This window comes from Marinimicrobium sp. LS-A18 (assembly GCF_000463525.1).
Lineage (GTDB): Bacteria > Pseudomonadota > Gammaproteobacteria > Pseudomonadales > Cellvibrionaceae > Marinimicrobium > Marinimicrobium koreense.
This window is the reverse complement of record NZ_AWEP01000002.1, coordinates 307,595-320,402: the sequence shown is the minus strand read 5'-3', so window position 1 is coordinate 320,402 and position 12,808 is coordinate 307,595. Positions and strand designations below refer to the sequence as shown.

Below are 12,808 nucleotides of genomic sequence, written 5' to 3'. Positions count from 1 at the left end.
CACAATCGGCCACAGACAGGCCCGGCCCCCAAGATGGCCGGCCGCTGGCCGCCAACCATTCACTCAACACGTTAAATATAGGACGGGATAACAGTGACTACGAAACTCGAACAGCTGAAGAAAATGACCGATGTGGTCGCGGATACCGGTGACATCTCCGCCATCGAAAAATATCAGCCGCAAGATGCGACCACCAACCCCTCGCTGCTGCTCAAGGCCGCCCAGATCCCCGAATACGCCGAGCTGGTGGATGCGTCCATCGCTGCCGGCAAAAAAGAGGGTGGTACCGAAGCTGAGCAGATCAGCTACGCCTGCGACCACCTGGCGGTCGCCGTAGGTTGTGAAGTACTGAAGCTGATTCCGGGCAAGATCTCCACCGAAGTGGACGCCCGCCTGTCGTTTGATACCAAAGCCAGCATCGAGAAGGCACACCACCTGATCGACCTGTACGAGAAAAGCGGCGTGGACAAGTCCCGCGTTCTGATCAAACTGGCCTCCACCTGGGAAGGCATCCGTGCCGCCGAAGTTCTGCAGAAAGAAGGCATCAACTGTAACCTGACCCTGCTGTTCAACTTCGCCCAGGCCGCCGCCTGCGCCGAAGCCGGCGTTTACCTGATCTCCCCCTTCGTGGGCCGCATTCTGGACTGGTACAAGAAAGACACCGGCAAGAGCGAATACGCTTCGGAAGAAGATCCCGGCGTTCTGTCCGTGCGTCACATCTACAACTTCTACAAGCAGCACGGCTACAAGACCGTTGTGATGGGCGCGAGCTTCCGAAATATCGGTGAAATCGAAGCCCTGGCCGGCTGTGACCGTCTGACCATCAGCCCGCAGCTGCTGGAAGAGCTGAGCAACGACACCGGTACCCTGGAGCGCAAACTGTCTCCGGAAAACACCGGCGAGAAGATTGCCAAGCCCAGCAACGACGAGTCCAGCTTCCGTTTCGCCCTGAACGAAGATCCCATGGCGACCGAAAAACTGGCCGAAGGCATTCGCAACTTTGCCGCCGACCAGGTCAAGCTGGAAGATCTGTTGAAGTCACGTGCTTAATAAAATTTCGCAGTTTATTGAAAAGCACCTTCAGCCGGAGGACAACGCCCCCGCGTTGTCCTCCGAGCAGAAGCAATTGGCGGTCGCCGCCCTTCTGATCGAAGTTGGCACCGCCGATCGCCTGCTCGATGACACCGAGCTGGCCACCCTCCGCAACATCCTGCACCGCAAGTACAACCTCGATCCCGCACAGCTGGATGAACTGAGCGAAATGGCCCGCTCCGAACAGGACGACGCCACCTCGCTGCACCAGTTCACCTATCAGATCAATCAGACCTGTAGCGATAACGAGAAGTACGAGCTGGTCAAGGCGATGTGGGAAGTGGCCTATGCCGACGGTGAGCTGGATAAATACGAGGAGGCACTGATCCGTAAAGTGGCGGATTTAATTTATGTGTCGCATTCGATGTTTATTCATGCGCGGAATTCGGTGAGGGATGGGCAGCAGTAACGTTCGGTGATGGCGGATGCGCTTCGCTTATCCGCCCTACGCATAGCACGGCAGTTCGCGTAGGGCGGATAAGGCCGCAGGCCGCATCCGCCGTCGCCCAGCTCAAAATCACGCCCCCCAACAAAAAAGGCGAGCCAAATGGCTCGCCTTTTTTGTTGGCCGATCAAACCAACCCCTTACAGGGTCGGCTCATCCGGCTCCGGCGTCGGCTGGGTGCGACGTGAACCCAACTCTTGCTCAATCTCCGTCTCCAGCGACTTGTTGATCCGGTAGAAGAACAGCAGACCACAGGCGATCAGGAACGGAATCGCCGCGTAGACACTCATCGTCAGCTTGATACCCAGGATCGATTCAGCCGTCTGATCCGCCACTCCAGCCTCATAGCCGTAGGCGGCGAGGAAGGTCACGACCAGGGTACCACCGAGGGTCAGGCCGCCCTTCAGGCCCAGAATCATGGCGGAAAAAATGATGCCGGTCGCACGGCGATGGTTACGCCACTCGGAGTAATCCGCCACGTCTGCGGTCATGGCCCACAGCAGCGGAATGGTCACGCCGTAGAAAAAGCCGTGCAGGATCTGCAACACGAACATGGTTCCGATGGACTCCCGCGGTACCACCGCAAACGCGATCAACGGCAAGGCAGACAGGAACAGGAAGCCACCGAAAATATTGCGCTTGCCAAAGCGGTCCGCCAGAGGCCGGGCAAAACCGATACCGACGATCATCAGAATGATGCCGGCGCCGTTGAACAGAGCGAAGGCCGAGGCGTCGGGATCTTCCGGCCAAGCGAAGTTGGGCCAAACGCTCTGGATACTGGCGATCAGACCGGTAAAACCAATGTCGCTCAGGAAAGCGGTAATCGCGGCCTGGCTCGCGTAGTACTTGAAGTAGTACACATAGGTACCGCCTTTCAGCGCCAGGTTGGTAAACACCAGAACCGTGACGCACAGCAGAATCACCCAGGGAATATTACGCAGCAGCAGGTCGCCCAGGTCCTGGCGGAGGGTGCTGGTCTCGCCCGGCTTTTCGATGACGCGCTCACGGGTGGTAAAGAAGGTGATGAAGAAGAAAATCACCCCGACCACGGCGAAGATCATCATGATCTTCTCAAAACCGACCGCCTCATCACCATCACCCAGGATCAACACGATCGGGCGCAACAGCACCTGCACGGTGAACTGGGCCACCATCACCGCCACAAAACGGTAGGCGGACAGACTGTTACGCTGGGACATATTGCCGGTCAAAACACCGCTGAGCGATGAATACGGCAGGTTGTTCGCGGTGTAGAGGGTAACCAGCGCGAGGTAGGTCGCAAAGGCGTAAACCACCTTCATGTCGTAACTGACATCCGGCGTGGTGAAGGTCAGCAGCACCATCACACCGAAGGGAATGGACGTCCACAGAATCCAGGGACGGTAGCGGCCCCAGCGGGTACGGGTGCGATCCGCAATCGCCCCCATGATGGGCGCAAACAGCACCCCGCCGATGATGCCGCAGGTGGCAATCACCCACTGAGCCGTGCTGGCCTCGAGTTTGTACACATCCGTATAGTAGTAGGCAATAAAGGTCACCATGGTCTGGAACACCAGGTTCGCCGCCAGGTCGCCCAGGCTGTAGCCTACTTTCTCTTTGACTGAGAGTATTTGTGACTGATTATTCATAGCGCTCAGAGTCTTATTGTTGAGTCGTTAACGTTCAAGGGTGGCTCTCCGCCCCCTCACACTACCAGCGTCAGTCGGAAGTGTACCCGACTCCCGGAGCCAGCGTATATAGTTAAGATTACTATAAGCTTGGCAGTATAAACTGAATATTGCGCCGCGGACAATCCAGAGGCCGAGTACTGACGTATCTTTACTTATAATCGGGTGCCCGGAGGCGGTGGTCAAAGCGGTCCACTCAGAGGATTTAGCAGAGGATTCAGCAATTGCCGCCAGAGCCGGCAATTGCTACCATTAGCGCCCTTTGGAGGCCCGGGTTTACCCTGCCCTCCACACGCCCGACGATCACGTTCGCACAACCCCGACACGAGTCATCCTATGTCCGCTGATTTCCGTTCCGCGCCCCTGGCGCAACTGGCCTACGCCGATGAATTCATCCACCGTCATATCGGCCCGGATGCCGCCGAGACCCGCGCCATGCTGGACACCCTGGGCGCCGAGACGCTGGATGAACTGCTCGATAAGACGGTGCCCGAGGCCATTCGCCAGCGCGAACCCCTGGCGCTGGGCGAGCCCGTGACCGAGCACGAGGCCCTGGCGGAGCTGAAAGCCATTGCCGGCAAGAACCGTCTGTACAAAAGCTATATCGGCATGGGCTACTACAATAGCTACCTGCCCCCGGTCATTCAGCGCAACATTCTGGAAAACCCGGGCTGGTACACCGCCTACACCCCCTATCAGCCGGAAATCTCCCAGGGCCGCCTGGAGGCGCTGCTGAACTTCCAGCAGATGGTGATGGACCTGACCGGTATGGAGCTGGCCAACGCCTCCATGCTTGATGAGGGCACAGCGGCCGCCGAAGCCATGGCGATGTGCAAGCGTCAGAACAAGAAGAACAAGTCCGATGTATTCTTTGTGGACGAGGACACCCACCCGCAGACCATCGCCGTGCTGCGCACCCGCGCCGAGCATTTTGGCTTTGAGGTGGTGATCGCGCCCGCCGAGCAGTTGGCCGACACTGAGTGTTTCGGTGCCCTGCTCTCCTACCCCGGTTCCACCGGCCGAGTGCGCGATCTGACCGACCTGATCACCCGGGCCCACGAGAAAAACACCCTGATCACCGTTGCCAGTGACCTGATGGCGCTGATGCTGCTCAAATCCCCCGGCGAGATGGGCGCCGACGTGGTGGTGGGCACTAACCAACGGTTTGGCATTCCCATGGGCTTTGGCGGCCCGCATGCCGGCTTCTTTGCCTTCCGCGACGCCTACAAGCGCTCGGCCCCGGGTCGACTGATCGGCGTCTCCGTGGACAGCCGGGGCAAAACCGCCCTGCGCATGGCCATGCAGACTCGCGAACAACACATCCGCCGGGAAAAGGCCAACTCGAATATCTGTACCTCCCAGGTGCTGCTGGCGGTGCTCAGCAGCAGCTACGCCGTCTATCACGGCCCGGAAGGCCTGCGGCGCATTGCGGAGCGCATTCACCGCCTGGCGCGGCTGACCGGCGAAGGTTTGAAGGACAAAGGCTTCAAGCTGCGCCAGGATCACTACTTCGACACCCTAGTGGTGGAGCTGGACAGCGAGAAAAAGCAAAACGGCCTGTACAACGCCGCCCTGCTCAGCGAAATCAATCTGCGCAAGGTGGGCACGACCGGTCTGGGTATCAGCCTGGATGAAACCACCACATTGGATGACGTGCACCTGCTGTTGAACGTCTTCTGCGCCGGCGACCACGCCCTGAACCTGCCCAAACTGGACCACGAACTGGCCAGCCACAACCGCGCGCCGGCCATTCCCGAGGCGCTGGAGCGTCAGGACGCGGTGCTGACCCACCCGGTGTTCAACCGCTACCACAGTGAAACCGAGATGCTGCGCTACCTGCGCCGCCTGGAAGGCCGGGACATTGCCCTGAATCAGTCGATGATTCCGCTTGGCTCCTGCACCATGAAGCTCAATGCCACCGCGGAAATGATCCCGGTCACCTGGCCGGAATTTGGTCAACTGCACCCGTTTGCGCCGATGGAGCAGGCCCAGGGCTATAAGCGACTGTTTGAAGACCTGCAGCAGATGCTCGAAGCCTGTACCGGTTACGATGCCATCAGCCTGCAGCCCAACGCCGGCTCCCAGGGCGAGTACGCCGGTCTGGTGGCGATCAAGAAATACTTTGAGAGCAAGGGTGAAACCGAGCGCTCCATCTGCCTGATTCCCGCCTCGGCCCACGGCACCAACCCGGCCTCTGCCCAGATGGTGGGCATGCAGGTGAAAGTGGTCAACTGCGATAAAGACGGCAACGTCGATATGGCGGACCTGAAGGCCAAGGTGGACGAGTTCGGCACCCGCATCGCCGCCATCATGATCACCTACCCCTCCACCCACGGGGTGTTTGAGGAGAGCGTGACCGAGCTGTGCGAGCTGATCCATAGCATCGGTGCCCAGGTGTATATCGACGGCGCCAACATGAATGCCATGGTGGGCCTGGCCGCATTCGGTCAGTTCGGCGGCGACGTCTCGCACCTGAACCTGCACAAAACCTTCTGCATTCCCCACGGCGGCGGTGGCCCCGGGATGGGCCCTATCGGCGTGGCCGAACACCTGGCCCCCTTCCTGCCCGGCCACCCGGTGCAGGGCGTGCCCGAGACCGACCCGGCCAACGGCACCATCAGCGCCGCCCCCTGGGGCTCGGCCAGCATCCTGCCGATCAGCTGGATGTACATCAAGATGATGGGCAAAAACGGCATGCGCCAGGCCAGCGAATACGCCATCCTGAACGCCAACTACATCGCCAAACAGCTAAGCGGCCACTACCCCATTCTGTACAAGGGCAAAAACGGCACTATCGCCCACGAATGCCTGCTGGACCTGCGCCCCCTGAAAGAAGCCAGCGGCGTCACCGAGGAAGACATCGCCAAGCGCCTGATGGACTTCGGCTTCCACGCCCCCACCATGTCCTTCCCGGTGGCCGGCACTCTGATGATCGAGCCGACCGAATCCGAGTCCAAAGAAGAGCTGGACCGCTTTATCGAAGCCATGATCACCATCCGCAAGGAAATCGCCCAGATCGAAAGCGGCGAGTACACCGTGGAGCAGAGCCCGCTGCGCAACGCACCGCACACGCAAGACGATATGATGGATGAGAGTTGGGAGCGCCCCTACAGCCGCGACACCGCCTCACGTCCGGCAAGCTGGCTGAAGGAGCACAAGGTGTGGCCGACGGTGAACCGAATTGATAATGTGTTTGGGGACCGGAATCTCATTTGTTCGTGTCCAAGTGTTGAGGATTACCGGTAGGAAAAGCGGGGAAATTTCGGCACCCCATGGGTGCCGAAAGGAAAATCAGTAACGGGATTCTCTCATCTGTCCGAGCGTTCAGATTCGGCGCTGCGGGCAATCTCCACGTCCTGCGCCACCTCATCTCGAACCAACGCCCAATGAAACAGATTATCCTCATTGGCCTCGAAGAAATTGTGGTTGTAGTGGGTCAGCGGCATGTCGCGGTAAATCGGCCGGGTGATCGCCACCACCTGATCCCAGTGCGCCAGAGCCTGCTGTAAATGCCGGATAGCCAACTGCTGCTGTTCCTCATCACCGTACAGACGGTAACGGTGTAGCGCCACGGCGCCTTTCAGCTTCTCCGCAAGATGAAGACCGAGATGGGCCCAGGTTTTGACGTCGGCCACTTCGTACATGAGCGAGGCATTGCCCTCGGTATCAATACCTTCTATCAGCCGAAGCGCCTCGCGATTATCGCGCTCAAGCTGCTCGGCCAGAATCGGCGGAGTAATGCGGTCAACGCCGAAAGAGCCGCCTTCGTGCACTGTCTCTACGAAATCCGCCACCGAGACATAATCCGGGTCCATGGTGGGATGGTCGATGAGGTGGTCAACCGAAATATAACGGGTGTAGTCGCCCTGCAGCGCCAGAAAGCCCTCGCTGTAGAGGGTGAAATCCCAGCGCGAATCATACAGCGAGGCCAGACGCAGCTGGGTGGATGAGGCAAGAGAGTATGCGTTCAACAGGTTATCACCCTTGGCCCCGTACCGGCGGTTGAATGCCGCCTGAAACACCGAGTCGGGTGTTTCAGGATCGTAAAGCAGACGGCCCCAAAGCTGATAGAACAACCACTGGCGTTCGAAGGCCCAGTTCCAGTCGACCGGCTCGTCCACTGCGGTGAAGTAATCGAGCGCCGGAATGTAGGTTTCCGAGCCGACAAAGTAGCCGCCCACATAGTCCGCCGCGCCATTCAGAGCGATATGCTGACGAATGAAATCGGGCACGCCCCAGCGCAGGGCAAAGAAGTCTTCGTTGCGTGCCTGCCAAGTGACCTTGTAGTTTTTGGGCGTCGGTTTGAAATAAGTGTCGCCCAGCTTGCCGCCGTGGACCTTCACCAGCTCCGGTGTGGAATGGGCGTGGGACCAATTGAACTTCATTTCCACCCAGATCGGACCTTCAAAGCGATCCTCCAGCTTCTCCATCGCATCGCGGGTAACCACTTCCACACTCTTGCTGACGCCCGGCTCCGAACCGGTTCCCGAGGAAAAAGGAACGCGGTGAATGAGTTTCACGGGACGATCAGCGTCCAGCATCCCCGCGATCAACACATCATCCATCCACTTCTGCCGCTCAAGGGGCGTCATGCCAGCCATGCCTTCGCCGTGGGAAATACCAAACCCATCCAGGTTGGGATACTCCTCGAGCACCTGGGTAACGCTTTCGCGCAGATAACGCCGCACGATCTCCGAGGTGTCGCCTTCCACATAGTAGTGCGGATAAAAGTTCTGCTCCGCGACGGAGTGGGCCTCGGCAAATTCCCGGCTGACAAAAATGCTCCAGTGGACCAGATAGGTGTCCAACCCGCGCTCTTTCGCCATCCGGAAGATCTCGCGGTAAAGACGCTGCCACTGGGCGAATTCTTTATCCGACCATGGGCTCGCTTCGGGGAAGTTTTTCGGCTGGATCATGAACGTGAAAGGATGCAGATTCCACAGGCTGATGGCGTTGAAACGGTTCGCCACCATCATATCCAGAAACGCCTCCCAATAATCGAGATCCCGTGCGGTCTCGTAATGCTGGCCCAGCGCCGAACTGGGCCGGTAGGTTTCCCAGGGCAGATTATATTTAATGCCGCGAAACGCCAGATTCGGGCTCTGCTCGGAGGCTTCCACCGCTGTCAGCGGCGTGCCATTGCGCAGCGTTTCGGCCAGGGCGAGCGCGCCATAGATCAGCCCCCGGTGGTCGCCTCCATAGACGCTCGTGACCCTGTCCTCGGGCACAATCGCAAAGGCTTCAGAACCCAGCTTCTCTTCATGCACCGACAGACTGATCAGATGATCGTAACCGCTCCGATCCGATCCGAGCTCATAGCCCTGCTCTTCCAGGGCCTCACCCAGCTTCCGGGCGGCATAGGCCTCCTGCGGCACCGTCTCGTCGTAGACGAGCGTCACCTCCTGAGCACAGGCTGCGGTAGCGTTCAAAAGAAAGAGGAGCACAAACGAAGGGAACAAGCGTTTTATTGTCATAAGTTTCAACCTTGTAGACCAAGGTTCTTACGTTAACCAGCCCAAGCCATATAGTCAATGAAACCATCTATCTGGCGTATTCCAGACGACAGGAGTTGGAACTCAGCCCAGCCCGGAATGCTCGGCACTTTCCCCGTCAGCCCCGTTAGCCCCGCTGGCAGGCCCCACTAGCAGAACGGTTAATATCGATTGGCAAGACACAGTCCACACTCAGCAAGAACGACAACAATATTGCATATTTGATCATTTTGAGTCTATAGTGGTCACCCAATTCTAGAAAGTGCCTTGAATCCAGCAAGGCCAGACATGCCAATAAAGAGATACACCACTATGACCAAACCGGGAATACCCCTCCGATTCGCCCAGATTGCACTGCTGCTCCTGTCATTTTCCTGCTTCGCCGAAGAGCTGCGCCCCCAGACCCTCTTTATTGCCGGGGACTCCACGGCGGCGTCTTACCAGAACAAGGACCACCAGGGCTGGGGCGCCACCCTGCAGAGCTTTCTGGATGAGGACAAAGTGGTCGTGGATAACCGGGCGCGGGGCGGTCGGAGCAGCCGGACGTTTATTACCGAGGGGTTGTGGCAGTCTCTGATCGAGGACGTCGAGGCCGGCGATCTGGTGTTGATCCAATTCGGGCACAACGATGCCGGGGCGATCAATGACGACAGCCGGGCGCGGGGCTCTCTGCCCGGTCTGGGTGATGAGCAGACCGACATCGCCAACCAGGTGACCGGTAAGGACGAAACGGTGTATACCTTTGGACACTATATTCGTCAGATGGTGGCGGACGTGAAAGCCAAGGACGCCACGCCGATCCTTTTGTCGATGACGGTCCGTAACCGGTGGGAACATGACCGTGTTGAGCGTCGCCACGGCCGCTACGGTTACTGGATGCACCAGCTCGCCTGGGAACTGGACACCCCGTTTATCGATGTGACCAACCCGGTGGCGGACAAGCTGGACCGCCTGGGTGCTGAGAAAGTGGCCGAGCTTTACCCGAAAGACCATACCCACTTTAACGATGCCGGCGCCGAGCTTCATGCCGAGACCATCGTATCGGCGCTGAAGGGGCTGCGTCCCACCCTGGCGGCAGAGCTGTACTCCGCTAAAGGCCGCGAAGTGACCGCCTACGATTGGACGTTTCTGCGCCTGCCGGTGATCGCCCACCCCGAGAAGACCAGCATTTTTATGGTCGGCGACTCCACCGTGCGCAACGGCTGGGGCGATGGCGCCGGTGGTCAGTGGGGTTGGGGTGATTTCATTGACGATTACCTGAGCGCCGAGGACTACAACTTTGTCAATCGCGCCATCGGCGGTTTCAGTAGCCGGACCTTTGTGACCGGCGGCCATTGGGAGCGAGCTCTGAATATGGCACGCCCCGGGGATTATGTGGTGATCCAGTTTGGTCACAATGACTCCGCTCCCCTCAATGATGAAGAGCGTGCCCGGGGCACCATCAAGGGGGTCGGCGCCGCCGAGCAGGACATCGACAACCTTCTGACCGGCCAGCCGGAAACGGTTCACACCTACGGTTGGTATTTACGCAAAATGATTGGCGAAGCCTATGCCCGGGGTGTGACGCCCATTCTCGCCACCCCGGTGCCCCGGAAAATCTGGGACGACAGCGGAGAGCAGATTGCCCGCCCGGACGACAGTTATCCCCAGTGGGCTCGACAGGTCGCGGCGGAAAGCGGTGTCGCTCTGATCGATCTGCACGAACTGGTCGCCGACCGTTATGACGAGCTGGGGCCGGAAAAGGTCGAAGCCTTTTTTGCCGACAAACACACCCACACGTCCCGCGACGGGGCCGAGCTGAATGCCAAAATTGTCGCCCAGGGGCTCGAAGGCATTCTGTAACGGCATCACCAAAACACCGAACGGATCAACCACAGGAAGACATTTTATGCTGAATTTGGGCTTGAGAGCACACGACTATGGCCAGGGCACACCGGCGGAGATTGCGGCGAAGCTCGGGCAATACGATGTATCCTGCGTGCAGCTCGCACCCGCCAAGTCGTTTCCGGTCCTGGCAGAACAACCCGGACAGCTGACCCCGGGGTTCGCCAACCATGTGCGCGATGTCTTTGCCGCACAGGGGATCAACATCGCCGTGCTGGGCTGCTATATCAATCCGATCCACCCGGACCCGGACGCCAAAGAACAGGCGCTGCAGCGTTTTGAAGAGCACCTGCGCTTCGCCGGTGACTTCGGCTGCGCTATTGTCGGTACCGAGACCGGCTCCAAGAACGGCGATTGTAGCTACCACCCCGACAGCCAGAAGGAAACCTCGTTTCTGGAGCTGGTCGATTCCGTCCGACGCCTGGCCGATACCGCCGAGAAATACGGCACCATTGTGGGTATTGAAGGCGTGGCACACCACCATACGGTACACAGCTACGAGAAGATGGTACGCATGCTGGAGCTTGTGGACTCACCCAATGTTCAGGTCATTTACGACCCTGTGAACTTTTTCCCTCTGGACCAGTGCCATCGACAACAGGAACTGATGAACGAAGCCTTCAGGCTGTTCGGAGACCGTATAGTCGCGATACACAGTAAAGACTTCGTGATCAAGGATGGAATGAAGGAGGGAGACCTGCCCTCCGGCACCGGCGAAATGGATCACCGCTATCTGATGTCATTGATTCAGAAACTCAAGCCCGGCATTCATACCATTCTCGAGAGCACCAACCCTGAGAATGTTCAGGGTATTCTGGAGTTTTTGCGTCGGTCCGCAAAATAGCCTGTAGAGGTTTTTACCATGCATCTACCCATTAGAAAAATAACCACTAAAATCATCTCCAACCAATCCTTCAGGTGTTTTGCACTCAGCGTTCTGTGCCTGTCAGGCGCTCAGGCCACCGGTGACGCGACAGTTCCGCTTCACCTTCTTCCCGCCGAATATCCAAGCCCGTATGGCGCACCAGAAGTGGAGAGCGTCAAGGCGGTTCTGGACCGGGTCCATACCTTTCTGGATGAAAACTCGGCCTCCATCGTTGTGGACGCCGATACGGGAAAGGTAATTGCCGATCCTGAAGCCATCAAAGGAAACATTGCCCTCGGCGACGGTAATTTCCACATCACCGGTTATGAGTGGGGCGTCACCTACGCGGGCATGCTGCTGGCGTCCGAGGCGACGGGAGAACCCTATTATGCGGATTACACCAACACCCGCCTGAAACTGATTGCCGATATTGCTGCAAACCATGACGCAGACAACCTACGGCGCTCTCCGATTCGCAGCGTACTGAGCCCCGATTCGCTCGATGACTCCGGCTCTTTGGCCGCGGCAATGATCAAGGCAAAAATGAACGGTCTGGATGCACCGGTAGAGCCGCTTATCAGCAACTTTCTTGAGTATATCAGTGAGGAGCAATTTCGCCTTGACGATGGGACCCTGGCCCGGAATCGCCCTCAGGACAACACGCTCTGGTTGGATGATCTATTCATGAGTGTTCCAGCGCTGGCTCAAATGGGGCACTACTCCGGAGAACGCCGATATTTTGATGATGCCGTAAAGCAGATAGAGCAGTTTTCAGAGAGGATGTTCAACGAAGACAAGGGACTCTATATGCACGGCTGGGTGCAGGGCATGGAAGATCACCCGGAGTTCTATTGGGGGAGAGCCAACGGTTGGGCCGTCATGGCCATGGTGGAGTTACTTGAGGTTTTACCGGAGGATCACCCCGGTTACGCCGGTGTACTGGATCAACTGAAAGCGCATATCAGAGGGCTTGTTAAGTATCAGGACGGGACCGGCTTATGGCACCAGTTGCTCGATCGAAATGATACTTACCTTGAGACTTCCGCCACGGCGATCTTCGCTTACTCCATGGCGCGAGCGATCAACCGGGGCTACATCGACAGAAAAGCCTACTCTCCGGCGGTACTTCTTGCCTGGAACGCGGTTGCAACTCAGGTCAATGAAGCCGGCCAGGTCGAGGGCACTTGTGTTGGCACCGGTATGGGCTTTGACCCGGCCTTTTACTACTACCGGCCGGTTCATCTATACGCCGCGCACGGCTACGGCCCCGTTTTACTGGCCGGTGCCGAGGTCATTCTGCTGCTTAAGAACAATGAGTTCGAAATCAACGATAGCTCCTTGCAGCTCAAAGAGTAGCGCTCCT

The 12,808-nt window shown here is 58.3% G+C and carries 8 protein-coding genes; 6 read left to right on the top strand and 2 right to left on the bottom strand.

Annotation, left to right across the window (positions count from 1 at the left end; all coding sequences use genetic code 11):
• The first annotated feature begins 93 nt into the window (after window positions 1–93).
• Together tal and N645_RS0101405 are read left to right on the top strand one after the other, a co-directional pair.
• Complete coding sequence (tal, locus tag N645_RS0101410) at window positions 94–1,050, top strand: transaldolase (RefSeq protein ID WP_024459728.1); 957 nt, start codon at window positions 94–96, stop codon at window positions 1,048–1,050.
• Window positions 1,043–1,501 (top strand): TerB family tellurite resistance protein, encoded by a 459-nt coding sequence (locus N645_RS0101405; RefSeq protein WP_024459727.1) that lies wholly within the window; start codon window positions 1,043–1,045, stop codon window positions 1,499–1,501. Before tal ends, N645_RS0101405 begins: the two co-directional genes overlap by 8 nt.
• A 176-nt stretch (window positions 1,502–1,677) precedes the next feature.
• Here the strand turns inward: N645_RS0101405 and N645_RS0101400 are convergent, their stop codons facing one another.
• Window positions 1,678–3,165, bottom strand: coding sequence for an MFS transporter (locus N645_RS0101400; protein ID WP_024459726.1), 1,488 nt, complete (start codon window positions 3,163–3,165; stop codon window positions 1,678–1,680).
• Window positions 3,166–3,540: 375 nt separating this feature from the next.
• On the opposite strand from N645_RS0101400, the gene gcvP reads away from it, so the two are divergent.
• Window positions 3,541–6,450 (top strand): aminomethyl-transferring glycine dehydrogenase, encoded by a 2,910-nt coding sequence (gene gcvP, locus N645_RS0101395; protein ID WP_024459725.1) that lies wholly within the window; start codon window positions 3,541–3,543, stop codon window positions 6,448–6,450.
• A 62-nt stretch (window positions 6,451–6,512) separates the two neighbouring features.
• Here gcvP and N645_RS0101390 read toward each other — a convergent pair whose 3' ends face one another.
• The gene (locus N645_RS0101390) at window positions 6,513–8,678 is read right to left on the bottom strand and encodes a glycoside hydrolase family 20 zincin-like fold domain-containing protein (protein ID WP_024459724.1); all 2,166 of its coding nucleotides are present in this window, start codon (window positions 8,676–8,678) and stop codon (window positions 6,513–6,515) included.
• A gap of 330 nt (window positions 8,679–9,008) precedes the next feature.
• Between N645_RS0101390 and N645_RS0101385 the strand changes: the two genes are divergently transcribed.
• The 3 genes from N645_RS0101385 (at window position 9,009) to N645_RS0101375 (ending at window position 12,801) form a co-directional block, all read left to right on the top strand.
• Window positions 9,009–10,538 (top strand): rhamnogalacturonan acetylesterase, encoded by a 1,530-nt coding sequence (locus N645_RS0101385; protein WP_024459723.1) that lies wholly within the window; start codon window positions 9,009–9,011, stop codon window positions 10,536–10,538.
• A gap of 46 nt (window positions 10,539–10,584) precedes the next feature.
• On the top strand, window positions 10,585–11,424 hold the full coding sequence (locus tag N645_RS0101380) for a sugar phosphate isomerase/epimerase (RefSeq protein WP_036159751.1): 840 nt from the start codon (window positions 10,585–10,587) through the stop codon (window positions 11,422–11,424).
• Window positions 11,425–11,610: 186 nt separating this feature from the next.
• Window positions 11,611–12,801, top strand: a complete 1,191-nt coding sequence (locus N645_RS0101375; protein ID WP_202960758.1) for a glycoside hydrolase family 105 protein — start codon at window positions 11,611–11,613, stop codon at window positions 12,799–12,801.
• Window positions 12,802–12,808 lie beyond the last annotated feature (7 nt).